At 63.7% G+C, this 24,193-nt stretch carries 23 protein-coding genes; 11 read left to right on the top strand and 12 right to left on the bottom strand.

Annotated elements, in window-relative coordinates:
* Positions 1-22 precede the first annotated feature (22 nt).
* The 3 genes from DNK06_RS10565 to rph all read right to left on the bottom strand — a co-directional run bounded on the left by DNK06_RS10565 (position 23) and on the right by rph (position 2,994).
* Entirely contained in the window at positions 23-1,714 is a 1,692-nt protein-coding gene (locus tag DNK06_RS10565; RefSeq protein WP_131179992.1) for a ShlB/FhaC/HecB family hemolysin secretion/activation protein, read from the bottom strand.
* A gap of 156 nt (positions 1,715-1,870) precedes the next feature.
* Complete coding sequence (locus DNK06_RS10560) at positions 1,871-2,245, bottom strand: DUF4870 domain-containing protein (protein ID WP_131179991.1); 375 nt, start codon at positions 2,243-2,245, stop codon at positions 1,871-1,873.
* A 26-nt stretch (positions 2,246-2,271) separates the two neighbouring features.
* The gene (gene rph, locus DNK06_RS10555; RefSeq protein WP_131179990.1) at positions 2,272-2,994 is read right to left on the bottom strand and encodes a ribonuclease PH; all 723 of its coding nucleotides are present in this window, start codon (positions 2,992-2,994) and stop codon (positions 2,272-2,274) included.
* A gap of 187 nt (positions 2,995-3,181) precedes the next feature.
* On the opposite strand from rph, the gene DNK06_RS10550 reads away from it, so the two are divergent.
* The 5 genes from DNK06_RS10550 to DNK06_RS10530 all read left to right on the top strand — a co-directional run bounded on the left by DNK06_RS10550 (position 3,182) and on the right by DNK06_RS10530 (position 7,788).
* Positions 3,182-4,045: a YicC/YloC family endoribonuclease gene (locus DNK06_RS10550; RefSeq protein WP_131179989.1), complete on the top strand. Its 864-nt coding sequence runs from the start codon at positions 3,182-3,184 to the stop codon at positions 4,043-4,045.
* Between the two features lie 56 nt (positions 4,046-4,101).
* Positions 4,102-4,722 carry a guanylate kinase gene (gene gmk / locus DNK06_RS10545; protein ID WP_131179988.1) on the top strand — a complete coding sequence of 207 codons (621 nt, stop codon included), beginning with the start codon at positions 4,102-4,104 and terminating at the stop codon, positions 4,720-4,722.
* A 192-nt stretch (positions 4,723-4,914) separates the two neighbouring features.
* Complete coding sequence (gene rpoZ / locus DNK06_RS10540) at positions 4,915-5,178, top strand: DNA-directed RNA polymerase subunit omega (RefSeq protein WP_131179987.1); 264 nt, start codon at positions 4,915-4,917, stop codon at positions 5,176-5,178.
* A 60-nt stretch (positions 5,179-5,238) separates the two neighbouring features.
* Positions 5,239-7,347, top strand: coding sequence for a bifunctional GTP diphosphokinase/guanosine-3',5'-bis pyrophosphate 3'-pyrophosphohydrolase (gene spoT, locus DNK06_RS10535; RefSeq protein WP_131179986.1), 2,109 nt, complete (start codon positions 5,239-5,241; stop codon positions 7,345-7,347).
* A gap of 60 nt (positions 7,348-7,407) precedes the next feature.
* A complete protein-coding gene (locus tag DNK06_RS10530; protein ID WP_131179985.1) occupies positions 7,408-7,788 on the top strand; it encodes a RidA family protein in 381 nt (126 codons plus the stop codon).
* 41 nt (positions 7,789-7,829) lie between these two features.
* On the opposite strand, the gene DNK06_RS10525 is transcribed toward DNK06_RS10530, so the two are convergent.
* The gene (locus DNK06_RS10525; RefSeq protein WP_131179984.1) at positions 7,830-8,687 is read right to left on the bottom strand and encodes an SDR family oxidoreductase; all 858 of its coding nucleotides are present in this window, start codon (positions 8,685-8,687) and stop codon (positions 7,830-7,832) included.
* A 168-nt stretch (positions 8,688-8,855) separates the two neighbouring features.
* Between DNK06_RS10525 and exbB the strand changes: the two genes are divergently transcribed.
* The 6 genes from exbB (at position 8,856) to DNK06_RS10495 (ending at position 15,847) form a co-directional block, all read left to right on the top strand.
* A complete protein-coding gene (gene exbB, locus DNK06_RS10520; RefSeq protein ID WP_131179983.1) occupies positions 8,856-10,004 on the top strand; it encodes a tonB-system energizer ExbB in 1,149 nt (382 codons plus the stop codon).
* A gap of 4 nt (positions 10,005-10,008) precedes the next feature.
* Positions 10,009-10,434 (top strand): TonB system transport protein ExbD, encoded by a 426-nt coding sequence (gene exbD, locus DNK06_RS10515; protein ID WP_131179982.1) that lies wholly within the window; start codon positions 10,009-10,011, stop codon positions 10,432-10,434.
* Positions 10,431-11,177, top strand: coding sequence for an energy transducer TonB (locus tag DNK06_RS10510; protein ID WP_131179981.1), 747 nt, complete (start codon positions 10,431-10,433; stop codon positions 11,175-11,177). Before exbD ends, DNK06_RS10510 begins: the two co-directional genes overlap by 4 nt.
* 161 nt (positions 11,178-11,338) lie before the next feature.
* Positions 11,339-12,262, top strand: coding sequence for a hydrogen peroxide-inducible genes activator (locus DNK06_RS10505; RefSeq protein WP_070880375.1), 924 nt, complete (start codon positions 11,339-11,341; stop codon positions 12,260-12,262).
* Positions 12,263-12,270: 8 nt separating this feature from the next.
* On the top strand, positions 12,271-14,346 hold the full coding sequence (gene recG, locus DNK06_RS10500) for an ATP-dependent DNA helicase RecG (protein WP_131179980.1): 2,076 nt from the start codon (positions 12,271-12,273) through the stop codon (positions 14,344-14,346).
* 94 nt (positions 14,347-14,440) lie between these two features.
* Positions 14,441-15,847 carry an aminoacyl-tRNA deacylase and HDOD domain-containing protein gene (locus DNK06_RS10495; RefSeq protein ID WP_131179979.1) on the top strand — a complete coding sequence of 469 codons (1,407 nt, stop codon included), beginning with the start codon at positions 14,441-14,443 and terminating at the stop codon, positions 15,845-15,847.
* Between the two features lie 54 nt (positions 15,848-15,901).
* Here the strand turns inward: DNK06_RS10495 and DNK06_RS10490 are convergent, their stop codons facing one another.
* From DNK06_RS10490 to glcF, 8 genes are all read right to left on the bottom strand, one after another.
* On the bottom strand, positions 15,902-16,291 hold the full coding sequence (locus DNK06_RS10490) for a helicase (protein WP_131179978.1): 390 nt from the start codon (positions 16,289-16,291) through the stop codon (positions 15,902-15,904).
* A gap of 179 nt (positions 16,292-16,470) precedes the next feature.
* A complete protein-coding gene (locus DNK06_RS10485; protein WP_073263100.1) occupies positions 16,471-16,743 on the bottom strand; it encodes an HU family DNA-binding protein in 273 nt (90 codons plus the stop codon).
* A 169-nt stretch (positions 16,744-16,912) separates the two neighbouring features.
* Positions 16,913-18,061: an FAD-dependent oxidoreductase gene (locus tag DNK06_RS10480; RefSeq protein WP_131179977.1), complete on the bottom strand. Its 1,149-nt coding sequence runs from the start codon at positions 18,059-18,061 to the stop codon at positions 16,913-16,915.
* A gap of 35 nt (positions 18,062-18,096) precedes the next feature.
* Positions 18,097-18,264 (bottom strand): rubredoxin, encoded by a 168-nt coding sequence (locus tag DNK06_RS10475; RefSeq protein ID WP_131179976.1) that lies wholly within the window; start codon positions 18,262-18,264, stop codon positions 18,097-18,099.
* A gap of 133 nt (positions 18,265-18,397) precedes the next feature.
* Positions 18,398-20,095, bottom strand: a complete 1,698-nt coding sequence (locus DNK06_RS10470; protein WP_131179975.1) for an L-lactate permease — start codon at positions 20,093-20,095, stop codon at positions 18,398-18,400.
* A 222-nt stretch (positions 20,096-20,317) separates the two neighbouring features.
* Positions 20,318-22,495, bottom strand: coding sequence for a malate synthase G (locus DNK06_RS10465; RefSeq protein WP_131179974.1), 2,178 nt, complete (start codon positions 22,493-22,495; stop codon positions 20,318-20,320).
* Between the two features lie 31 nt (positions 22,496-22,526).
* A complete protein-coding gene (locus tag DNK06_RS10460) occupies positions 22,527-22,925 on the bottom strand; it encodes a heme-binding protein (RefSeq protein ID WP_131179973.1) in 399 nt (132 codons plus the stop codon).
* Positions 22,926-22,974: 49 nt separating this feature from the next.
* Positions 22,975-24,192 carry a glycolate oxidase subunit GlcF gene (gene glcF / locus DNK06_RS10455; RefSeq protein WP_131179972.1) on the bottom strand — a complete coding sequence of 406 codons (1,218 nt, stop codon included), beginning with the start codon at positions 24,190-24,192 and terminating at the stop codon, positions 22,975-22,977.
* Between the last annotated feature and the right edge of the window lies 1 nt (position 24,193).

Genomic DNA, 24,193 nt, shown 5'->3' with positions numbered 1-24,193 from the left:
GTCACTCCGTGACGCATCAAAATCAGAAGAAAATATCCAGGCGGAAATACACCGGCCGCTCGCGCTCGGCGATGACATCGGGGCGTTCCAGGGAGTGGGCGAAGGTCACGGATGTGGCAAGGTGCTGGCCACGAGCGCTGAGCTCCAGGGCATGGCCGCTCATACGGCCGCTGGCGCCCGGGTTGTGGCGGTCATGGCTGATCACGCCGAGGTCATAGGCCAGGGCGGCGCCGTATTGCTGCACGAAGGGTTGCAGCGCTGGCAACGTGACCGGCCGTGTCCAGCGCAGTTGATTGCGCCAATAGGCGCCGCTGTCGCCAGACAGCGACTGATCCTTGAAGGCCCGTATCGAGTTGAGGCCGCCGAGGCTGATGCGCTGCGGGCCGTACAGGACGTCTTCGCTTTTCTGCCCCGTGACCAGGCTGTCGAAGCTGAAGCTTTCCTCCCACAGCCTGAACGGCTGCAGGTAGCTCAGCGTAAGGCTGTATTTGTTGTAGCGCGCGATGGGGTCGTCAGGCCCGACATTGTCGTTGCTCTGGGCGCCGAACAACCCGATGCCACGCTGCCAGCCGGCATCGAGGTTGACGAAGGCCGTGCCGATACGGCGGCCATGGTTGACGCCCAGCTGTGCCTCGGTGAGGTGGGGGCTGGATCGCTCCAGAAAACTGTCGAGCAGGTAGTTGCGCGAACGCACGTGGCTCAACCCCAGGTTGAGCGCCGTCTTGCTGACGCTGTCACGGTGCAGCACGCGCTCGGCGCGCAGGGCGTGGGTCTGGCTGTCGCCATCCTGTTTGAAATCGAAGCCATTGCCCTGGCCGAGGGTGCGGTAATAGCTCTGGCTGTAGCTGTAGTCGAAGCGCCACCACCCATACGGGAGGCTGTAGGAAAGGCTCTGGCTGTGGGAGTGCCGGTAGCTGTCGCTGACCGCGTCACGCGAGGCGCGCAGGCTGAGTTGGTCGGTGAGGCCGAGCGGGCTGTCCCAGACGAGGCCGGCACCCCATTGCTGCTCACCGGTGCTGCGCTGGCCATCGTTATGGCGATTGAGATTGGCGTGCCAGGGTTTGCTGCGCTCGCCCTGCAGTTGTACACGGCTGCCGCCCACGTGCTCGCCGGGTATCAATTCAAGCTGAGCGGCACGGGAGGGAAGTCGATTGAGGTTCTCGACCAACTGCTCCAGCTCTCGCAGATCCAGAACCTCGCCGACTTCGCCAGGAAAGCTCATCGCCAGCTCTCGATCACTGGCCAGAGCGGAGCTGTCCAGCCCTTCGAGGCACCCTTCGACCACCACCACTTTCAGCGTACGCGCCGACAGATCCTGCTGCGGCAGGTAGGCGCGGGTGGTGACATAACCACGATCGATGTAGTGATCCGTAATGGCCTTGAGCAGCTGGTTCAGCTGACTGGCACCCAGGCAGGTGTCGGCGAAAGGGGCGAGAATGCTCGAGCGGTCAGCCTCGGACAACGAGCTGGCACCACTGATTTCGATCTGCTCGATCGCGAAGCAACGCTCATCACCTGGCGTTGGCGCAGCGGGGGCGTCTGCCTCGCGACCCGGCAGCTGCTGCAGCTCCTGCAAGCGCCGCTGCTGCTCCTGCAACAGGCGCTCCTGGCGCTCGCGGATAAGATCCTGATCCCCCGGCGTCTGGGCATCGGCAAGCAGTGGAAAAAAAGACAGGCAAAGCCATACGGCCGCAGTCCCTTTGCGGAGATTCATGTTTCCATCCCTGTGTCAAGCGCTGCTGCTAGAGCGGCGCATTAAAACACATGGCACCTCGCCATCAAAAGCCCGCATCGCGGAAGCAGTTCACAGTTCACGCCAGATGGGGCGCGGCTCCCACCGGAGCGCCCCTGATCGCGGCGAAGGGGCGCGTCACTTCACCAGGCGCAAGCAGAACGGGTAGCGATACGGTCGTCCTTCACCCACCTTGATACCGGCGATGATGGTCAGGACGATGGCGCCGATGCACAGCAGCCCCATCAGCAGGAAGCCGATCAGCACCAGCATCAACAGCAGGCAGACGATGCCGGCAATGGCCACGGTGATCTGGAAGTTGAGCGCTTCCTTGCCCTGTTCGTCGATGAAGGCATCCTGATCCTTCTTGATCTGCCAGACGATCAGCGGGCCGATCAGGTTGCCGAAGGGGAAGATGAAACCGAGGGCCGCGGCGAAGTGACAGATCATCGCCCACTGGCGCGCTTCCTTGCTGGGCTCGGGCGCGGGCGTCAACGGGTTGCTCTCATACATCGCGACTCTCCTCGGTCGTCGGCCGGTCACTCGGCCAGGGCAGCCTGCTGCAAGGCGAACAGCTCGGTCATGCCTTGCTGCGCCAGGGCCAGCATGGCATTCAGTTCGGCCGGCTGGAAGGGCTGGCCTTCGGCAGTGCCCTGCACTTCGATGAAGCCGCCGGCGCTGGTCATCACCACGTTGAGGTCGGTTTCGGCGGCCGAATCCTCCAGGTAATCCAGGTCGAGCACCGGCTCGCCCTGATAGATGCCCACGGAAACGGCGGCGATCATCTGCTTGAGCGGGTCGCCGCCTTTCAGGCCGCCACGTTTCTTGATCACCTTGAGGGCATCGACCAGCGCGACCATGGCGCCGGTGATCGAGGCGGTACGGGTACCACCGTCGGCCTGGATCACGTCGCAGTCGACGTACAAGGTGTTCTCGCCGAGCTTGCTCATGTCCAGCGCGGCACGCAGGGAGCGGCCGATCAGGCGCTGGATTTCCAGGGTACGACCACCCTGTTTGCCCTTGCTCGCTTCACGCTGATTGCGGTCACCGGTAGCACGCGGCAGCATGCCGTACTCGGCGGTCACCCAGCCCTGGCCCTGGCCCTTGAGGAAGCGCGGTACGCCCTGCTCGACGCTGACGGTGCAAATCACCTTGGTATCGCCGAACTCCACCAGCACCGAACCTTCGGCGTGCTTGGTGTAGTTGCGGGTGATGCGAATCGAGCGCAACTGATCGGCCGCGCGGCCACTGGGACGTTTCATCAAGGAATACCTGCTCGTGCTCTATATAGAATCGGGAATCTGCCGCGCATTATAGGGGTTGTTGCCGTCTGGCCGCGACCGCGCCCGTCCGACCATCACGGTCGCGATTGGGAGCCATCGCCGCACTGCGCTACAATCGCCGCCTTTGGCCCGCGCCAAACCGGAAAAATTTCACGAGGTAAGCAGCATGATCCACAGCATGACGGCCTTCGCCCGCACCGAGCAGGCAGGTGCCAACGGCACCCTGAGCTGGGAGCTGCGCTCGGTCAACCACCGCTACCTCGAACCCCATCTGCGCCTGCCGGAAGCTTTCCGCGACCTCGAGGGCGCGATCCGCGAGGCGCTGCGTCAGGGCCTGTCGCGCGGCAAGGTGGAATGCACCCTGCGCTTCACCGAAGACAGCGCCGGCAAACCCTTGCAGGTCGACCGCGACAAGGCCACGCAACTGATCGCCGCCGCGGAAAGCGTGGCCGCGCTGATCAAGCAGCCGGCTCCGCTCAACGCCCTGGAAGTGCTGGCATGGCCCGGCGTACTGGTGGCCGACAGCAGCGACCCTCAGACACTCAATAAATCCGCCCTGGCCCTGTTCGGCAGCGCCCTGGATGAGCTGAAGAAAGGCCGTAGCCGCGAAGGCGCCGAGCTGGCCAAGCTGCTCAACGAACGCCTCGACAGCATGCAGGACGAAGTGGCCGCCCTGCGCGAGCTGGTGCCGCAGATGCTCGACGTGCAGCGCCAGAAGATTCTCGAGCGCTGTCGTGAAATGCAGGCCGAGCTCGACCCCCAGCGCCTCGAGCAGGAACTGGTGATGCTGGCGCAAAAGAGCGACGTTGCCGAAGAGCTGGATCGCCTGAACACCCACGTCAGCGAAGTACGCCGCGTGCTCAAGGCGGGTGGTGCGGCAGGCCGACGCCTGGACTTCCTGATGCAGGAACTCAACCGCGAAGCCAATACCCTGGGCTCCAAGGCCTTCGATCCGCGCAGCACTCAAGCGGCGGTCAACCTCAAGGTGTTGATCGAGCAGATGCGCGAACAGGTGCAGAACATCGAATAATCGGCGCCCGGCCTCTGCTGCGCGACCTCCCGACCCAACCGTTTCAGGACAGATCCATGAGCACCACTACCGGCACCCTCTACATCGTTTCTGCGCCTTCCGGTGCCGGCAAGACCAGCCTGGTCAAAGCCCTCATCGACAGCGAGCCGCGCATCCGCGTGTCCGTGTCCCACACCACACGCACCATGCGTCCGGGCGAGACAGACGGCGTCAACTACCACTTCGTCGCTCGCGAGCAGTTCCACGCCATGCTCGACAAGAATGCCTTCCTGGAGCACGCCGAAGTCTTCGGCAACCTCTACGGCACGTCCCAGGCCTGGGTCGAGCAGACCCTCGCGGAAGGGTTCGACCTGATTCTGGAAATCGACTGGCAGGGCGCCGAACAGGTGCGCCGACTGATGCCGCAGGCGCGCTCGATCTTCATCCTGCCGCCCACCCAGGAAGCCCTGCGCCACCGCCTGACCAACCGCGGCCAGGACAGCGGCGAAGTGATCGAGCAGCGCATGCGCGAAGCGGTCAGCGAGATGAGCCACTACATCGAGTACGACTACATCGTGATCAATGACGACTTCTCCCACGCCCTCAGCGACCTGAAGTCGATCTTCCGCGCCAATCAACTGCTGCAGCCGGCCCAGCAACAGCGCCACCTGGGATTGCTGAACGAGCTGCTGGCCTGAAAACAGCGACAAGCTACAAGCCTCAAGTTGCAAGCAAGAGCAAAGCAGAGGGGCGCCTCAGCTTGTAGCTTGTAGCTTGTAGCTTGTAGCTTGTAGCTTGTAGCTTGTAGCTTGTAGCTGCGCTAGACTATCCAGTCCGCTCGCCCATTTATTTGGGCCCAGCTTATTTTTGCATTCGCTACGAGGAACACCATGGCCCGCGTTACCGTTGAAGATTGCCTGGACAACGTCGATAACCGCTTCGAGCTGGTCATGCTCGCCACCAAGCGCGCTCGTCAGATCGCTACCGGCGGTAAAGAGCCTAAAGTGGCGTGGGAAAACGACAAGCCGACCGTGGTCGCCCTGCGCGAAATCGCCAGCGGCCTGGTAGATGCCGATATCGTCGCTCAGGAAGACATCATCGAAGAAGAGCCGCTGTTCGCTGCCTTCGACGAAGAGGCGAACGAGCCTCTGTAAGCCTATGCGTGGTCGAAAGCGTACGTCGCAGGTGCACAAGGCCTGGCAAGGGAGCATCCCATGCCGAGCATAGACGCCCTCGCCGATCGACTTTCGACCTACCTGGGTGACGAACAGGTCAACCTGGTTCGTCGCGCCTACTTCTACGCCGAACAGGCGCACGACGGGCAACGCCGCCGCAGCGGTGAAGCCTACGTCACCCATCCGCTGGCCGTGGCCAGCATCCTCGCCGACATGCATATGGATCATCAGAGCCTGATGGCCGCGATGCTGCATGACGTGATCGAGGACACCGGCATCGCCAAGGAAGCCCTGCACGCGCAGTTCGGCGAATCGGTGGCGGAACTGGTGGACGGGGTCAGCAAGCTGACCCAGATGAATTTCGAGACCAAGGCCGAGGCCCAGGCCGAGAACTTCCAGAAAATGGCCATGGCCATGGCCCGCGATATCCGCGTGATCCTGGTCAAACTGGCCGACCGCCTGCATAACATGCGCACCCTGGAAGTGCTGTCCGGCGAAAAACGCCGGCGTATCGCCAAGGAAACCCTGGAAATCTACGCCCCCATCGCCAACCGGCTGGGCATGCACAGCATGCGCGTGGAATTCGAGGATCTCGGCTTCAAGGCCATGCACCCGATGCGCTCCGAGCGTATCCGCGCCGCCGTGCGCCGCGCCCGTGGCAACCGCAAGGAAATCGTCACCCGCATCGAGGAGTCGCTGCTGCACTGCCTCGAGCGCGAGGGGCTGAGCGGCGAAGTGATGGGCCGCGAGAAGCACCTGTACAGCATCTACCAGAAGATGCGCGGCAAGCGCCGGGCCTTCAACGAGATCATGGACGTGTACGCCTTCCGCATCGTGGTCGACAAGGTCGACACCTGCTATCGCGTCCTGGGCGCCGTGCACAATCTGTACAAGCCGCTGCCGGGCCGCTTCAAGGATTACATCGCGATCCCCAAGGCCAACGGCTACCAGTCGTTGCACACCACGCTGTTCGGTATGCATGGCGTGCCCATCGAGATCCAGATTCGCACCCGCGAGATGGAAGAGATGGCCAACAACGGCATCGCCGCGCACTGGCTGTACAAATCCAACGAAGATGAAACGCCGAAGGGCAACCATGCCCGCGCGCGCCAGTGGGTCAAGGGCGTGCTGGAAATGCAGCAACGCGCCGGCAACTCGCTGGAATTCATCGAAAGCGTAAAGATCGACCTGTTCCCGGACGAGGTCTACGTGTTCACGCCCAAGGGTCGCATCATGGAGCTGCCGAAGGGCTCCACGGCGGTGGACTTCGCCTACGCAGTGCACACCGATGTCGGCAACACCTGCATCGCCTGCCGCATCAATCGCCGCCTCGCGCCGCTGTCCCAGGCCCTGGAAAGCGGCTCCACGGTGGAAATCGTCAGCGCTCCCGGCGCGCGCCCCAACCCGGCCTGGCTGAACTTCGTGGTCACCGGCAAGGCGCGCACCCATATTCGCCATGCCCTCAAGCAACAGCGCCGCTCGGAGTCGATCAACCTCGGCGAACGCCTGCTCAACAAGGTACTGGCCAGCTTCGAAAGCCATCTGGACAAGCTGCAGCCCGAGCGCCAGCAGGCGGTGCTCACCGAATACCGCCTGGAGACCTTCGAGGATCTGCTCGAGGACATCGGCCTGGGCAACCGCATGGCTTACGTGGTCGCTCGCCGCCTGCTGGCCAGCGAGGGCGAGGAGCTGCCCAACGCCGAAAGCCCGCTGGCCATTCGCGGTACCGAGGGTCTGGTGCTCAGCTACGCCAAGTGCTGTACGCCGATTCCCGGCGACCCCATCGTCGGTCACCTGTCGGCCGGCAAGGGCATGGTTGTGCACATGGACACCTGCCGCAATATCAGCGAAGTACGCCACAACCCGGAAAAATGCATCCAGCTGTCCTGGGCCAAGGATGTGACGGGCGAGTTCAATGTCGAACTGCGCGTCGAGCTGGAGCACCAGCGCGGCCTTATTGCCCTGCTGGCCGGCAGCGTCAATGCCGCCGACGGCAACATCGAAAAGATCAGCATGGACGAACGCGACGGGCGCGTCAGCGTGGTACAACTGGTGGTCAGCGTGCACGATCGCGTACACCTGGCCCGGGTGATCAAGAAGCTGCGCACCCTGCCCGGCGTCATGCGCATCACCCGCGTCAAGGCCTGACCGACTCGCTCAGGCCAGCCATGACCGATGCGCCTCGCGCATCTTCACCAAGGAGCCCTTATGAGCAAGACCGTCATCAACACCGATAAAGCCCCAGCCGCCATCGGCACCTATTCCCAGGCCATCAAGGCCGGCAATACCGTTTACCTGTCCGGGCAGATCCCGCTGGATCCAAAGACGATGGAACTGGTGGAAGGTTTCGAAGCGCAGACCGTGCAGGTGTTCGAGAACCTCAAGTCGGTCATCGAGGCAGCCGGCGGCTCGTTCAAGGACGTGGTCAAGTTGAACATCTTCCTCACCGATCTCTCCCACTTCGCCACCGTCAACGAAGTCATGGGCCGCTACTTCCAGCAGCCCTATCCTGCCCGCGCCGCCATTGGCGTGGCCGCCCTGCCGAAGGGCTCACAGGTAGAGATGGACGGCATCCTGGTCATCGACTGACCACGGTTCACGCCCGGAGCGCACACTCCGGGCGGCCTGCCTCACCCCTCGCGCAACACCGCGGCATAGCCCTCGCGATAGCTGGGATACTGCGGCGACCAGCCCAACGCCCGCGCCCGCGCGTTACTGCAGCGCTTGCTGCCGGAGCGGCGCACGGCCGACTCTTCCGCCCAATGCTCGACCCCGAGCCGCTGGCGCAACCAGCCCACTACTTCATGCAGCGGCGCCGGTTCGTCATCGACACCGATATAGCAGTCATCCAGCGGCTCGCCTGCCGACTCGGCCTGCAGCAGAAACGCCAGCAACCCTGCCGCGTCATCGGCGTGAATGCGATTGCCGTAGAGCGGCGGCTCGACCGACACGCGGTAGCCCATGCGCACCTGCTTGAGCAGCCACTCGCGGCCCGGCCCATAAATACCCGTCAGGCGCACCACGGTTGCCGGGATATCACTGCTCCAGGCCACCTGTTCGGCCTCGCACATCACCCGACCCGAGTAGCTCTGCGCCCGTGCAGGCGAGGTTTCGTCGATCCACTCGCCATCCGCCTGGGCGTATACGCCACTACTGGAGACGAACAGCAGACGCTTCGGGCGCTGCCCACGGGATTGCAGCCAGTTCAGCACATGGCGCAGACCGTCGACGTACGCCTGCCGATAGCCGGGTTCATCGTGCTGCGAGGCGGCCGCGCTATACACCAGATAATCCAGATCACCCAGCGGCCACTGGTCGGGACAACCTGGTTCGTGCAGATCCCCAGCCACCGGCAGGATGCCTTCGGGCAATTCGGACACCGTCCGGCGCATGCCGTAGACCTGCCAGCCCGCGTCACGCAGACGCACGGCCAGGCGACTTCCGACATCCCCGCACCCGGCGATCATCACGCTTGCAACTGTTTTCATCACTGCCCCTCTGTCCCTCGGCGGACGCTCTAATACGACGACCTGAATGTAATACAGTTACGTTATCGCTTTCATAAACAAGAATTACTTGCAATAATGTTCAGCCTTTTTTGCCGCGCAGCGCTTCGCCTGTGCAGGTCACCGTCATCACACTTAGGTCCGGCAAGCATGAACTCTACCGCCCATAGCGCTAAGCCAACCATCGTCGTCGCTCGGCCGCAACGCCTCGGCGCGCTCCTCGCACTGCTGCTCAGCCTGACGCTGGCGCCGACCGCGAGTTTCGCCGATCAATCGGTCACCGCGCCAGCCGAACCAGCCGCAAGCGCGCAGCAGGCACCCGCCAATGGCGAACAGCCTGCCGACGCCCCCCAAGTGCAAGCCGAACCGCTGTCGCCTGAGGCCACGGCACAGGTCGATGCCCTGGGCGAAAAGCTAGAAGCACTGGGCCCTCAGGCCACGCCGGAACAGCTCAGCGAAGCGCGCCAGCAGTTCTTCAGCGAAAACGATATCGCGCCGCAGGATGCCGAAAGACTGCAGCAGGCCCTCGCCGCCCAGCAGAGCGCCGATGCCCAGGCACTGAGCCAAGATCCGGCCGCCGAAGCAGAAGCGGTATTCCACGATCTGTCCCCATGGGGCATGTATCAAGGCGCCGACGTGGTGGTCAAAACCGTGATGATCGGCCTGGTACTGGCTTCGATCCTGACCTGGACCATCTGGATCGCCAAGACCATCGAGCTGGTTACCGCCCGCCGTCGTCTGAGCCGTGAAATCGTCGAGTTGAAAGGTGCCCGCAATCTGGCCCAGGCCAGCGAGCAGGCCCGCGCCAAGCACAGTTTCAGCGAAATCCTCCTCGAAGACGCCCGCGAAGAACTGAAACTCTCGGCCACCAGCCGCGAGAAGGAAGGTATCAAGGAGCGCGTCAGCTTCCGTCTCGAGCGCCTGGTCGGCGCCTGTGGCCGTGACATGAGCAAGGGCACCGGCGTACTCGCCACCATCGGTTCCACCGCGCCGTTCGTCGGCCTGTTCGGTACCGTGTGGGGCATCATGAACAGCTTTATCGGTATCGCCAAAACCCAGACCACCAACCTCGCCGTGGTCGCCCCCGGTATCGCCGAAGCATTGCTGGCTACCGCTCTGGGCCTGGTTGCCGCGATTCCGGCCGTCATCATCTACAACGCCTTCTCGCGTTCGATCAGCGCCTACAAGGCACAGGTAGCCGATGCCTCCGCCCAGGTATTGCTGCTGGTCAGTCGTGATCTGGACATGCTGCCGAACAGCGATCGCACTCAGCAGCCTCACATGGTCAAGGCGGGTTAAGGCCATGGGTCTTCATCTCAACGAAAACGGCGACGATCTCCAGGAAAACCACGAGATCAACGTCACGCCCTTCATCGACGTGATGCTGGTGCTGCTGATCATCTTCATGGTCGCCGCGCCGCTGGCCACCGTCGACGTGAAGATCGACCTGCCCGCCTCCAGCGCCAAGCCGGCGCCACGGCCGGACAAGCCCATCTACCTGAGCATCAAGGAAGACAAGAAGCTGTTCCTCGACAACGACGAGGTACAGCCGGCCGTGCTCGGCGCGGCGCTGGACAAGCTGACGCAGAATGACAAGGACAAGACCATCTTCGTACGCGGCGACAAGGGCGTTGAATATGGCGACCTGATGGAAGTCATGGACACCCTGCGCGGCACCGGTTACCTGAAAATCGGCCTGGTAGGCCTGGAGACGGTCGGCGCGCAATGAAGAAATCCAGCCGCACGTTCTCCTGGTTCGGTAGCCTGGTCATCGTGGTTGGGCTGCACATCGGCCTGTTCCTCTGGGCCATGTACTGGCAGCCCCAGGCGACGCCCATCGAGCTGCCGCCCGCCGCCATGATCGTCGAACTGGAACCGCTGCCCCCAGCCGCGCCGAAGCCTGCTCCGCCACCACCACCGGAAGTCGTTCCGGAGGAGCCCGAGCCTCAGCCGAAACTGGTCGAAGCACCCAAGCCGACGCTGGCGGTGACGCCGCCGAAACCCAAGCCGAAGCCCAAACCAAAGCCGCCGAAACCCAAGCCACCAGAGCCCAAGCCCCCGGAGCCTCAGGACGAGCCGCCAGAAGACGCGCCACCCGCGCCTCCGGCACCGGCCGAAGCCAAGCCGGCAGCGCCACAGCAGGCGCCAGTGAGCTCACCCAGCAAGGCCGAAGTCACCTGGCAGAGCCAGTTGCTCACCCATTTGGCCAAGTACAAGCGTTACCCGGAAGACGCGCGCCGCCGCGGTCTTGAAGGCGTCAACCGCTTGCGCTTCGTGGTCGATGCCAATGGCATGGTGCTGTCGTACACGCTGGTCGGCAAATCCAGCAGCGCCTCCCTGGATCGGGCCACGCTGCAGATGATCCGCCGCGCGCAGCCGCTGCCGAAACCGCCAGCGGAAATGCTCAAGGATGGCAGCGTGGAAATCGTCGCGCCGTTCATCTACTCGCTGGAGCGCGGCCGCGGTCGCTGATGCGCATCGATATCCGCCCCGGCCAGAAAGCCGGGGCGGATACCTCGAACCCCTTCCCCTCCTGCAACATCCGCCCCGCAGACACGTATCCGGGCAACCTCAGTGGTTGGTTACATGGAAGACAGCGGCTATGCTTGGCTGCATCTCAATGGACTAAGACTATGACCCTCACTGAACTGCGCTACATCGTGACGCTCGCTCAGGAACAACATTTCGGCCGAGCCGCGGAGCGCTGCCACGTTAGCCAGCCTACCCTGTCGGTCGGCGTGAAGAAGCTCGAAGACGAGCTGGGCGTACTGATTTTCGAGCGCAGCAAGAGCGCGGTGCGCCTGACTCCGGTCGGCGAAGGCATCGTCACTCAAGCGCAGAAGGTATTGGAGCAGGCCCAGGGCATCCGCGAACTGGCCCAGGCCGGCAAGAACCAGCTGGCGGCACCGTTGAAGATCGGCGCCATCTATACCGTCGGCCCTTACCTGTTCCCGCACCTGATCCCGCAGCTGCACCGCGTGGCCACCCAGATGCCGCTGTATATCGAAGAAAACTTCACCCATGTGCTGCGCGACAAGCTGCGCACCGGCGAGCTGGACGCGATCATCGTCGCCCTGCCCTTCCAGGAAGCCGACGTGCTGACCTTGCCGCTGTATGACGAGCCCTTCTACGCGCTGCTGCCGGCGGATCACCCCTGGACGGCGATGAAGACCATCGATACCAAGCTGCTCAACGACAAGAGCCTGCTGCTGCTCGGTGAGGGCCACTGCTTCCGCGACCAGGTGCTGGAAGCCTGCCCGACCCTGCGCAAGGGCGAGGAACAGGCCAAGCACACCACGGTGGAGTCCAGTTCCCTGGAAACCATCCGCCACATGGTCGCCTCCGGGCTCGGTGTGTCGATCCTGCCGTTCTCGGCGGTAGACAGCCACCACTACGCCCCCGGCGTGATCGAAGTACGCCCGCTCAGCCCACCGGCGCCCTTCCGCACCGTGGCCATCGCCTGGCGCGCCAGTTTCCCGCGGCCCAAGGCCATTGAGGTGCTGGCTGACTCCATCCGCCTGTGCTCGGTCGCCAAACCACTGCCCCGCAGCGTCTGAGGGCAGCGATGAGCGAGCTGTCGACGATCTCCGTCACCGATCTCAAAGGCGTTGGCGCGGCCTTGGCGGAGAAACTCGCCAAGGTTGGCCTGGAAACCCTGCAGGACATCCTTTTCCACCTGCCACTGCGCTACCAGGATCGCACCCGCATCGTGCCCATCGGTGCCTTGCGGCCAGGCCAGGATGCGGTGGTCGAGGGCGTGGTGGCGGGGGCCGACGTGGTCATGGGCAGGCGCCGCAGCCTGTTGGTACGCCTGAACGATGGCAGCGGCACGCTCAGCCTGCGTTTCTACCATTTCAGCAATGCGCAAAAGGAAGGCCTCAAACGTGGCACCCAGGTGCGCTGCTATGGCGAGGTGCGCCCCGGCTCCTCCGGCCTGGAAATCTACCACCCGGAGTACCGCGCGCTATCCGGCGGCGAATCGGTCACCGTGGAGCAGACGCTGACGCCGATCTACCCGACCACCGAGGGCCTCACCCAGCAGCGCCTGCGCCAGCTCAGCGAACAGGCTCTGGCCCGGCTCGGCCCGCGCAGCCTGCCGGACTGGCTGCCCCGCGAGCTGGCCGACGACTATCAGCTGGCGCCGCTGGATCAGGCAATCCGCTACCTCCACCGTCCGCCACCGGATGCCGACCTCGAGGAGCTCGCCGAAGGCCGTCATTGGGCCCAGCACCGGCTGGCCTTCGAAGAACTGCTCACCCATCAGTTGTCGATGCAGCGCCTGCGAGAAAGCGCTCGCGCTCAGCGGGCACCTGCGCTGCCTGTCGCACAAAAGTTGCCGAAGCAGTTCCTTGCCAACCTCGGCTTCAACCCCACCGGCGCACAGCAACGGGTCGGCGCGGAAATCGCCTACGACCTGAGCCAGGGCGAGCCGATGCTGCGCCTGGTGCAGGGCGACGTCGGTGCCGGCAAGACCGTGGTCGCGGCTTTCGCCGCGTTGCAGGCGATCGAAGCCGGTTACCAGGTCGCGCTGATGGCACCCACGGAAATCCTCGCCGAACAGCATTACCTCAACTTCACACGATGGTTGCAGCCACTGGGCCTGGAAACCGCCTGGCTGGCCGGCAAGCTGAAGGGCAAGGCGCGTGTCGCCGCCCTGGAGCAGATCGCCGCCGGTGCGCCCATGGTGGTCGGTACCCACGCGCTGTTCCAGGAAGAGGTGCGCTTTCGCAACCTGGCCCTGGCGATCATCGACGAACAACACCGTTTCGGCGTGCAGCAACGCCTGGCTCTGCGCCAGAAAGGTGTGGGTGGCCGCCTCTGCCCACACCAGCTGATCATGACTGCCACCCCCATCCCGCGCACGCTGGCGATGAGTGCCTACGCCGATCTGGACACCTCGATCCTCGACGAGCTGCCGCCAGGCCGCACGCCGGTGAACACCGTGCTGGTCGCCGACAGCCGTCGCTTCGAAGTGGTAGAGCGAGTGCGTTCGGCCTGCAACGAAGGCCGTCAGGCCTATTGGGTGTGCACGCTGATCGAAGAATCCGAGGAGCTGACCTGCCAGGCGGCAGAAACCACCTACGAGGATCTGGCGGCCGCTCTTGTCGGCCAGCAGGTCGGCCTGATCCACGGGCGCATGAAGCCCGCCGAGAAAGCTGCGGTGATGGATCAGTTCAAACAGGGTCAACTGCAACTGCTGGTGGCCACCACGGTAATCGAGGTGGGCGTCGACGTCCCCAACGCCAGCCTGATGATCATCGAGAATCCCGAGCGCCTCGGCCTGGCCCAACTGCACCAGCTACGTGGCCGAGTCGGCCGTGGCAGCGCTGCCAGCCACTGCGTGCTGCTCTACCACCCGCCGCTGTCACAGATCGGTCGCGAGCGGCTGGGCATCATGCGCGAAACTTGTGATGGCTTCATCATCGCGGAAAAGGATCTGGAACTGCGCGGCCCCGGAGAAATGCTCGGCACTCGACAAACCGGCCTGCTGCAGTTCAAGGTAGCCGATCTGATGCGTGATGCCGACCTGCTGCCGGCGGTTCGCGATGCGGCGCAGGCACTGCTGGAGCACTGGCCACAACATGTCAGCCCGCTGCTGGAACGCTGGCTGCGTCATGGGCAACAATATGGGCAAGTCTGAGCGTTACACAGGACGGTGGTCGGCTCACGAGGCCGCATCGTCAGCTTGCTGGTTATACTTTGGGGGCTGAGCCCCCTTTACGACGGAACACGTCATGACTGAAGTAGCCATCGCCGACACCTCCCCCCAACCGCCTCTGGTGATTCGTCAGTTGCTGGAAAATCTCGGTCTGAGCTACCAGGTACGCAACGAGCAGCCTGGGCTGCCGACGGCACAGCGCGTGCAGACCGTTCTGCTCGAGGATGCCGTAGGCGCCCTGCTGGTGCTATTTCCGCAGAACCAGTTGCTCGACCTCAATCGCCTGGCCGAACTGACCGGCCGCAAGCTGACGGCAGTCAAGCCCGAGCGCCTTGATCGCATGCTCGGCAAGCATGACCTGCGCGTGCTGCCTGGCATCCCCGCGTTGACCAGCTCGCCTTGCCTGTACGACGAACGCCTGCTCGAGGCGCCGAGCCTGTATATCCAGTCGGGCGAGCCCGGCGTGCTGCTGGAACTGTACACCGATGCCTTCAAGGGTCTGCTGGGCAAGGCCAGTGCCGCCCGCTTCGGCGAACCCGTGAGCAAGGTTCGGCCCAACCTCAACCGCCCTGATGACGATCGCAACGAGATCAATCACGCGGTTCAGGCCTTCACGGCGCGGCGTATCCAGCAGCGCCTGGAAGAGACCATCGAGATTCCGCCCCTGGCGGAAACCGCACAGAAGATCATCAAGCTGCGGGTCGACCCCAACGCCACCGTCGATGACATCACCGGCGTGGTCGAGACCGACCCGGCCCTGGCAGCCCAGGTGGTGAGCTGGGCGGCATCGCCCTACTACGCCGCACCCGGCAAGATCCGTTCAGTGGAAGACGCCATCGTGCGCGTGCTGGGCTTCGATCTGGTGATCAACCTGGCGCTGGGCCTGGCGCTGGGCAAGACGCTCAGCCTGCCCAAGGATCAACCCCAGCAGACCACGCCCTACTGGCAACAAGCGATCTACACTGCCGCCGTGATCGAAGGGCTGACCCGCGCCATGCCGCGTGCGCAACGCCCGGAAGCAGGGCTGACCTACCTGGCCGGCCTGCTGCACAACTTCGGCAACCTGGTGCTGGCCCACGTGTTTCCGCCGCACTTCTCGCTGATCTGCCGGCACCTGGAGGTCAACCAGCACCTGCCGCACAGCTACATCGAGCAGCATCTGCTGGGTATCAGCCGCGAACAGATCGGCTCCTGGCTGATGCGCTACTGGGACATGCCCGAGGAACTGGCGGTTGCCCTGCGCTTCCAGCACGACCCGAGCTACAGCGGCAACCACTCCACCTACCCGAACCTGGTCTATCTGGCGGTCAGCCTGCTGCGCAACCACGATATTGGTACCGGGCCCGAGCGCGAGATTCCGCAAAGCCTGCTCGACAATCTGGGCATCAGCCGGGACAAGGCCGAGGAAGCGCTGAGCAAGGTACTGGCCGCAGAGATCGCCCTGCGCGATCTCGCTTCGCAGCAGTTCGGCTCGCCGAACTGACGCTGCAGCCGCGGCCACTCGCCTTGCCTGTGGCCGCGAACGCTCCCCGCTGAATCAGGCCGCTTTCTTGTCGGCCGGGCGCTTGGGACGCAGGTATTTGGTCAGGCCCTGGAACCAGATCACCAGAGCAGGATTGCCCTGAATCTGGATGTCCTTGTTCTGGATACCCTGCATGAAAGCCAGTTGCTTGTTTTTCGCCGTCAGGGTGGCGAAACCATGGGCCGCATCCTTGAAACCGATGGCGAAGGCCGGCTCGCTGACCGTACCGCGCTTGCTGCTGACGCGTTGCTCGCTGACGATGAAGTGGCGGGCGATCTTGCCATCCAGCGTATGCAGCTGGAACACCAGGTCGCGCCCCTCCAATTGCTGGCGAAACGCCGGATTGTCACGACTTGCCCTGGCCATGAGACGGCCCAGCATCCACAGAAGAAAACGGAATTTCATGACATGGCCTGTTGGCTAGATACGAAGGCCGCGCATTGTAGCGACTTGCCGGAAGCCTGGCAGCCGGCCTTATGGATGACGGCTAGCGCCGACTCTGGGGGATGAGGGTCTGCTGACATATCAAAACTGCCGCGCTGATGACTTACAGGTTGCGCAGAGACATCAACAGACCCCGGGGCTCAGTTGACCGAGTCCTTTAGAGCCTTGCCTGGTTTGAAGGCGACGGTGTTGCTGGCCTTGATCTTGACGGGCTGCCCGGTCTGCGGATTCTTCCCGGTACGAGCACCACGATGGCGCTGGACGAAGGTGCCGAAACCGACCAGCGTCACACTGTCCTTGCGGTTCAGTGCACCGGTAATTTCTTCGAGAACGGCGTTGAGTACACGATTGGCCTGATCCTTGGTCAGATCAGCTTTTTCCGCGATAGCGGCGGCGAGTTCCGGTTTGCGCATAAATGCCTCTTTTACGGTTGTTGTTGTTGTGTTCCGTGCCCTGCAGCGCCAAGGCGCCGCGACAGCTCTACGCTGCGGGCAGGCCTGGGGAGAATGGCACGCTCTAAAGGGCTTCGCCAGTCCTGTTCCTGGCTAAATCCGGCATTTTGTCGAGCAGGCGACAGAACGATCAGGGCAGCAAGGCAGGTAATTGACGATTGAGCGCCAGCTTTTCCTGCACCGCCGCACCTGTCAGCGCGTAGCCCAGCAAGGCGCCGGATACGTCGTGACACAGCGCCCTGATATCCGCGCCACTTCCTTCGACCGTCCAGCTTCCTTGGGTTCCACGCGGCGGCGGCGACACGATCAGCGGGCACGCGGGCGTCTTCACGGTAACCGGCATGGGCCCATAGGCCACTTCGCCCGGCGTGCCACTGAGCGTCTTCGCCAACGCACGCGCGCAGGCCATCAGCGGCATTACGTAGAGCAGGTTGAGGCCGTCGACTTCGGCACAGTCGCCCAGGGCGTAGATATTGGCGTGCGAAGAACGCAGTTCGCGGTCGACCATCACGCCGCGGTTTACGGCCAGGCCGGCAGCGGCAGCCAGGTCGATGCGCGGGCGCAGGCCAACGGCCGAGATCACCAGATCACAGGCGATCACCTGGCCATCGGACAGATGCGCCTCGAGCCCACCCCTCGCGTACTCCAGGCGGCTCAGCACCGGCCCCAGGTGCAGGCGCACCCCCAGAGCTTGCAGACCGCCTTGCACGGCGGCGGCAGCCTCTACCGGCAGCAAGGCGGGCATCAGTTGCTCGCAAGGCGCCACCAGATCGACCTCATAGCCGCCGAGCGACAGGTCGTTGGCGAATTCGCAGCCGATCAGCCCGGCGCCCAGAATCAGCACCCGACGCTTACCCAGCGCCGCCTGGCGAAAACGCGCGTAACCTTCAAGATCGTTGACCGTGAACAGCTCGTCGCGGGCGTCGCCCTCGATGGGCACGCGCATCACCTCGGCGCCCCAGGCCAGCACCAGGTCGCGATACGGCACGGCCTCTTCGCCGATCCACAGGCGCTTGTGACCGGGGTCGATACCGGTGACTCGCGTATGCGTCCACACCTGGGCGCCCAACTGCTCGGCCATCGCGCCTGGCTCGGCCATGCACAGACCATCGGCATCCTTGCTCTTGGCGAAACCGGTGGACAGCATCGGCTTGGAGTACGAGCGACCGTCGTCGGCAGTGATCAGCAACAGCGGCGTTTCATTGTCCAACTTGCGAAACTCGCGCGCCAGGTTGTAGCCGGCCAGGCCGGTGCCGATGATCACCACGGGGTCGCTCATTGCTCGTTCCTGTTGGATTGGGTTCTCGGGTGAACTCAGTTGATTTCGATCATCTCGAAGTCAATCTTGCCGACGCCACAGTCAGGGCACAGCCAGTCTTCGGGCACGTCTTCCCAGCGGGTGCCGGGCGCGATGCCGTCGTCGGGCCAACCTTCACGCTCGTCGTAGATAAATCCGCAGACCACACATTGCCACTTTTTCATAACGCTCTCCGGCGTGTCTCACGGTCATTGCGCGGAACGCTACCGTAATAACCGAAGCGAGCCAAGCCGCTGGCGACCAGGCAAAGCCTGATTGCCAGCGAATAACCAGGATCTACTGGCCTGCTCGGCCGAGCTAGCTGACCATCAGCGGGTCGCTGAGCCCCATGACATACATGGCCAGCATCGTCAGGCTGCCTGCTGCGATGAGGTAGTAGAGCGTCGGCAACATGGTCTTGCGCAGGGTGATGCCTTCACGCCCGAGCAGGCCGACCGTGGCCGAAGCCGCCACCACGTTGTGGATGGCGATCATGTTGCCCGCTGCCGCGCCTACCGACTGGCCGGCCACCATCATGGTGCCGGAAACGCCGAGCAGACCAGCGGCGTCGTACTGGAACTGCGAGAGCATCAGGTTGGCCACGGTGTTGGAGCCGGCGATGAAAGCACCCAGCGCACCCACGGCCGGGGCGAAGAATGGGTATACCGAGCCCACGCTATTGGCCACCAGCTCCGCCATGGCCACCGGCATCGAGTGCAGGTCGGAGCCATTGACCCCGGAGTTGATCAGGATGCGCACCATGGGTACGGTGAAGATCAGCACGAAACCCGCTCCCAGTAGCGTCTTGCTCGACTCACCGATGGCGGTGGTCAGTTCACGCACACGCATGCGATGCAGGAAGAAGGTCAGCAACACCACGACGCAGAGAATGCCGCCGGGCAAATAGAGGGGTTCCAGGGAGCCGGACACGCCGCTTTCATCCAGAATGTCGGTCCAGCCGAAGCTTAGCGACATCATGCCCGCCTTGACCTCCGGGAACACCCGCGAGATGACCAGGAAAACCGCCAGCAGCAGGTAGGGTGCCCAGGCCAGGGCAACAGGAATCGGCGCCTTGCCGGCCACTTCTTCGATCTTCAGCTCGATCGTGCCCATCCACTCTGCCGGCCAATCCTTGGCTTCGGCGAAATCCCAGGTCTCGCGTGGCATCAGAAAGCCTGCCTTGGCCGCCGGCACCACGATCGCCAGGCCCACCAGGGCACCAATCATCGAGGGGAACTCAGGACCGAGGAATACTCCGGCCGCGATGTAGGGAACCGAGAAACAGATCGCCGTGAAGATGGCGAACGGCGCCACCGCCAGGCCTTCGCGCCAGGACTGATTCTTGCCGAAGAAACGCGTCATGATCATCACCATGATCAAGGGCATCAGCAGGCCGATCAGGCCATGGGTGATGGCCACTCGCGAGTAGATCAGGTGAAAGAACGTGTCCCAGTTACTGCCTGCTGCCAGCAACTGCTGGCTGAGGCCTGCCTGATCCAGGCCGGATGCCACACCGACCAGAATCGGCGTACCCACCGCGCCGAAGGATACCGGGGTGGACTGCACGATCAGACCCAGCACCACCGCCGCCAGGGCCGGAAACCCCAGCACCACCAGCAACGGGGCAACCACGGCGGCGGGTGTGCCGAACCCGGAAGCACCCTCGATGAAACAGCCGAACAGCCAGGCCACGATCAGCGCCTGCACCCGTCGATCCGGGCTGATGCTGGCGAATCCGCGCCGAATCGAACTCATGCCCCCGGAATACTTGAGCGTGTTGAGCAGCAGGATGGCGCCGAAGATGATCCACAGGATCGATACGGTGAGAATCAGCCCTTGCAGGCTGGAGGCGATGACCCGGTTGAGGGTCATGTCCCAGACCGTCAGGCCGATGGCCGCGGTGAGCAGAAAAACCACCGGCATGGCGTACTTGGCCGGCCAGCGCAGGCCGATCAGCAACACGCCAGCCAGTACCAGGGGTACGAAAGCCAGAATCGATAACAGTGTTTGACTCATGGGTGGGTTCCTTCTTGTTGTTGTGAACCACGGTTCCCCGGGGTTACCCGGAGCCACGCTGCTGAAGCACCCGGTATTGCTGGTCGGGCCCTTATGCAAGTGCGATGGCGAGGATCGCTCGCCATCGCACTCATGCTCGAAAGCCCCGGCCGCCTTGAGCGACCGGGGCATTTGTCGGGATTACCCCTGAATATCCCGACAGTTGTACTGTTCCTGCCTTCGTCAATGTGCCTGCTTGAAGCGCAGGCGCCAGGCATGCAGTAGCGGTTCGGTGTAGCCGTTGGGCTGCTCGCTGCCCTTGAAGATCAGCTCGCTGGCGGCCTGGTACGCTGCCGAGGCCGCATAATCCAGAGCCATGGGCCGGTACTGCGGATCGCCTGCATTCTGCTGATCGACCACCTTGGCCATGCGTTCGAGAGTCGCCCGCACCTGCGCGGCATCGACCACGCCGTGCTGCAGCCAGTTGGCAATATGCTGGCTGGAGATGCGCAGGGTGGCGCGATCCTCCATCAGCCCGACATCGTGGATGTCCGGTACCTTGGAACAGCCGACGCCCTGTTCGACCCAGCGCACCACATAACCGAGGATGCCCTGGCAGTTGTTGTCCAGTTCCTGCTGGATATCCGCCGCGCTCCAGTTGCGGTCGGCCGCGACCGGCACGCTGAGCAGGCCTTCGAGCAACTTGTCACGCTGGCTGTCGGGATCGCTGCGCTCCAGTTCACGTTGCACGGCCGGCACATCGACCTGGTGGTAATGCAGGGCGTGCAGCACCGCAGCGGTCGGCGACGGTACCCAGGCCGTATTGGCACCGGCTCTGGGCTGGGCCCCCTTCTGTTCGAGCATCGCTGCCATCAGATCCGGCATGGCCCACATGCCCTTGCCGATCTGCGCCTTGCCACGCAGACCGCAGGCCAGGCCGACCAGCACGTTGTTGCGTTCGTAGGCCTGAATCCACAGGGTGCTCTTCATATCGCCCTTGCGCAGCATCGGCCCGGCCTGCATGGCGCTGTGCATTTCGTCACCGGTGCGGTCGAGGAAACCGGTGTTGATGAACGCCACCCGCGCACTGGCGGCACCGATGCAGGCCTTGAGGTTGATGCTGGTACGCCGCTCCTCGTCCATGATGCCCATCTTCAGGGTATGTCTCGGCAGGTCGAGCAGGTCTTCGATGCGGGCGAACAGCAGGTCGGCGAACGCCACTTCCTGCGGGCCGTGCATCTTCGGCTTGACGATGTAGACGCTACCCGTACGCGAGTTGCCCTTGCTCTTGAGGTCATGCAGGGCGATCAGGCTGGTGATCACGCCGTCGAGAATGCCCTCTGGAATCTCCTGGCCGTCGCCATCGAGAATCGCCGGTGTAGTCATCAGGTGGCCGACGTTGCGGATGAACAGCAGCGAACGGCCGTGCAGGCTGAGCGAACCACCATCGGCACGGGTGTACTGACGATCCGGGTTGAGGGTACGCAGGATGCGCTTGCCGCCCTTGTCCAGCGACTCGCTCAGATCGCCACGCATCAGGCCGAGCCAGTTGCGGTAGACCAGCACCTTGTCACTGGCGTCGACCGCGGCAATCGAATCCTCGCAATCCATGATGGTGGAGACGGCTGCCTCGAGCAGCAGATCCTTGACCCCGGCGCCATCGCTACAGCCGATCGGACTGCTGGCATCGATCTGGATTTCGATGTGCAGGCCGTTGTGTTTCAGCAACACCGCACTCGGTGCAGTGGCATCGCCCTGGTAGCCGATGAATTGTTCGCCATTGCGCAACCCTGCGTACTCGCCGTTGTTCAGCAGCACCTTCAACTGGCCGTCCTGCACCTGGTAGGCGCCGGCATCGCGGTGCGAGCCGCTCGCCAGCGGCACGGCCTGGTCGAGAAAGGCACGGGCGAAGGCAATGACCTTGGCGCCACGTACCGGGTTATAGCCGCCCTCCCTGTGCGCACCGTCCGCTTCACTGATCGCGTCGGTGCCGTACAGGGCGTCATACAGAGAACCCCAGCGGGCATTGGCGGCGTTCAGCGCATAGCGGGCGTTCATCAGCGGCACGACCAGTTGCGGCCCGGCCTGGCTGCCGATTTCACTGTCGACGTTGGCCGTGCTGGCCTGTACCTGGGCCGGCTGCGGCAACAGGTAGCCGATGCCTTCGAGAAACGCCCGATAGCCGGGCATGTCCTTGATCGGCCCGGGATGAGCGCGGTGCCAGTCATCCAGCTGCGCCTGCAGGCGGTCACGCTCGGCCAGCAGAGCGCGGTTCTGCGGTGCCAGCTCATGCACCAGGGCATCGAAGCCGGCCCAGAACGCCTCGCGCTGCAGGCCGCTGCCCGGCAAGACTTCCTCATCGATGAAACGCTGAAGGTCGGCGGCCACTTGCAGACGCTGACAGCTAACACGCTGAGTCATGTTCAATCCTCCTGAGTCCATTGCAATCATTTCAGAGGGCGGCGATACCGACCTTGGCGACCTGGGCATCCTGCTCGGCCTTGACCCCGGAAACACCCAGGGCGCCGATCACCTGGCCATCGACCAGCACTGGCACGCCACCCTCCAGGGAGGTCAGCAGCGGGGCCGAGAGAAAGGCGCTGCGACCGCCATTGACCATTTCCTCGTAGCCTTTCGATTCGCGCCGCCCCAGGGCAGCAGTACGGGCCTTTTCGCTGGCGATGTAGGCACTGATGGGCGCGGCGCCATCCAGGCGTTCCAGGGCCAGTGGATGACCACCGTCATCGACCACGGCGATGCTCACCGCCCAGTTATTGGCCTGGGCCTCGGCACGGGCAGCGGCAAGCAGGCGGGCGACGTCGATCTGGCTGAGTACGGCTTTGCTGTGCATAGGGCATTCCTCTGTTCAAGTAGGGGTGTGGCTGGATGCCAGAACAACGTCAGTTCATGGCATCTTCGACGATCTCTATCCAGTGCCGCACCGGAGTGCGCCGGGCACCGTCGAGGTGGCTCTGGCAGCCGATGTTGGCGGTGACTATTACCTCCGGCTGGCCGCTTTCCAGGGCATTGAGCCGGTTATCGCGCAACTGTGTGGCCAGCACTGGCTGGGTCAGCGAATAGGTGCCGGCAGAGCCGCAACACAAGTGGCCGTCGGCAACCGGAGTGAGCGTGAAGCCCAGGCGCTGGAGCACTTCATCCACCGCGCCGCCCAGACGCTGGGCGTGTTGCAGCGTGCAAGGACAATGAAAGGCCACGCGCATCTGTGTGCTGATGCCAAGCGACTCCAGGGGCTCCTCACGCAGTACCTCGACCAGATCGCGGGCCAGTACACTGACCTGCCGTGCCTTGTCGGCATATTCCGGATCATCCCTGAGCAGGTGTGCATACTCCTTGACGAAGGCGCCGCAACCGCTGGCCGTCTGCACGATGGCCTCGACGCCCTCCTCGATGGCCGGCCACCAGGCGTCGATATTCGCCCGGGCGCGCTGCAGGCCCTGCGCCTGCGCGTCCAGGTGGTAGTCCACGGCGCCGCAGCAACCGGCCTCGCGCGCGGCGGTGACGCTGATGCCCAGACGATCGAATACCCGCGCCGCGGCGGCATTGGTGTTGGGCGACAGCCCCGGCTGCACGCAGCCTTCGAGCATCAATACGCGCCGTGCATGACGCACCTGCGGGCGCGGCTTGGCGGCACCGGCGCTACGCGGCAGCTTGGCCTTGAGCGCTGCCGGCAACAGTGGCCGCAGCATCTGACCAGCCCGGGTAACGCGCTTGAACAGTGCCTCCTGCGGCACCAGTGCGCGCAACCCGCTACGCAACATGCGTTGCTCCAGTGGTCGCGGCACGGCCGCATCGACCAGCGCTCGGCCAATATCCAGCAGGCTGTGATATTCCACACCGGATGGACAGGTGGTTTCGCAGTTGCGACAGGTCAGACAGCGATCCAGATGCAGCTGGGTCTTGGCTGTCACTTCACTGCCTTCCAGCACTTGCTTGATCAGGTAGATGCGCCCACGCGGCCCGTCCAGCTCGTCGCCCAGCAGTTGGTAGGTCGGACAGGTGGCGTTGCAGAAGCCGCAATGCACGCAGGAGCGCAGGATGCGCTCGGCCTCATCGGCACGTGGTAGTTGTCTAGCCTGTTCACTCAGCTTGGTTTGCATG

Source organism: Phytopseudomonas daroniae (assembly GCF_004327285.1).
GTDB classification, from domain to species: Bacteria; Pseudomonadota; Gammaproteobacteria; order Pseudomonadales; family Pseudomonadaceae; genus Aquipseudomonas; species Aquipseudomonas daroniae.
This window is presented reverse-complemented; position numbering and strand designations above follow the sequence as displayed.

Coding starts and splice junctions, on each gene's coding strand:
- glcF (WP_131179972.1), bottom strand. CDS start 24,192: ATGCAAACCAAGCTGAGTGAACAGGCTAGACAACTACCACGTGCCGAT.
- DNK06_RS10460 (WP_131179973.1), bottom strand. CDS start 22,925: ATGCACAGCAAAGCCGTACTCAGCCAGATCGACGTCGCCCGCCTGCTT.
- spoT (WP_131179986.1), top strand. CDS start 5,239: ATGCCGAGCATAGACGCCCTCGCCGATCGACTTTCGACCTACCTGGGT.
- DNK06_RS10565 (WP_131179992.1), bottom strand. CDS start 1,714: ATGAATCTCCGCAAAGGGACTGCGGCCGTATGGCTTTGCCTGTCTTTT.
- rph (WP_131179990.1), bottom strand. CDS start 2,994: ATGAAACGTCCCAGTGGCCGCGCGGCCGATCAGTTGCGCTCGATTCGC.
- DNK06_RS10475 (WP_131179976.1), bottom strand. CDS start 18,264: ATGAAAAAGTGGCAATGTGTGGTCTGCGGATTTATCTACGACGAGCGT.
- DNK06_RS10550 (WP_131179989.1), top strand. CDS start 3,182: ATGATCCACAGCATGACGGCCTTCGCCCGCACCGAGCAGGCAGGTGCC.
- DNK06_RS10495 (WP_131179979.1), top strand. CDS start 14,441: ATGACTGAAGTAGCCATCGCCGACACCTCCCCCCAACCGCCTCTGGTG.
- DNK06_RS10510 (WP_131179981.1), top strand. CDS start 10,431: ATGAAGAAATCCAGCCGCACGTTCTCCTGGTTCGGTAGCCTGGTCATC.
- DNK06_RS10505 (WP_070880375.1), top strand. CDS start 11,339: ATGACCCTCACTGAACTGCGCTACATCGTGACGCTCGCTCAGGAACAA.
- DNK06_RS10465 (WP_131179974.1), bottom strand. CDS start 22,495: ATGACTCAGCGTGTTAGCTGTCAGCGTCTGCAAGTGGCCGCCGACCTT.
- recG (WP_131179980.1), top strand. CDS start 12,271: ATGAGCGAGCTGTCGACGATCTCCGTCACCGATCTCAAAGGCGTTGGC.
- DNK06_RS10490 (WP_131179978.1), bottom strand. CDS start 16,291: ATGAAATTCCGTTTTCTTCTGTGGATGCTGGGCCGTCTCATGGCCAGG.
- DNK06_RS10530 (WP_131179985.1), top strand. CDS start 7,408: ATGAGCAAGACCGTCATCAACACCGATAAAGCCCCAGCCGCCATCGGC.
- rpoZ (WP_131179987.1), top strand. CDS start 4,915: ATGGCCCGCGTTACCGTTGAAGATTGCCTGGACAACGTCGATAACCGC.
- gmk (WP_131179988.1), top strand. CDS start 4,102: ATGAGCACCACTACCGGCACCCTCTACATCGTTTCTGCGCCTTCCGGT.
- exbD (WP_131179982.1), top strand. CDS start 10,009: ATGGGTCTTCATCTCAACGAAAACGGCGACGATCTCCAGGAAAACCAC.
- DNK06_RS10470 (WP_131179975.1), bottom strand. CDS start 20,095: ATGAGTCAAACACTGTTATCGATTCTGGCTTTCGTACCCCTGGTACTG.
- DNK06_RS10480 (WP_131179977.1), bottom strand. CDS start 18,061: ATGAGCGACCCCGTGGTGATCATCGGCACCGGCCTGGCCGGCTACAAC.
- DNK06_RS10485 (WP_073263100.1), bottom strand. CDS start 16,743: ATGCGCAAACCGGAACTCGCCGCCGCTATCGCGGAAAAAGCTGATCTG.
- DNK06_RS10560 (WP_131179991.1), bottom strand. CDS start 2,245: ATGTATGAGAGCAACCCGTTGACGCCCGCGCCCGAGCCCAGCAAGGAA.
- exbB (WP_131179983.1), top strand. CDS start 8,856: ATGAACTCTACCGCCCATAGCGCTAAGCCAACCATCGTCGTCGCTCGG.
- DNK06_RS10525 (WP_131179984.1), bottom strand. CDS start 8,687: ATGAAAACAGTTGCAAGCGTGATGATCGCCGGGTGCGGGGATGTCGGA.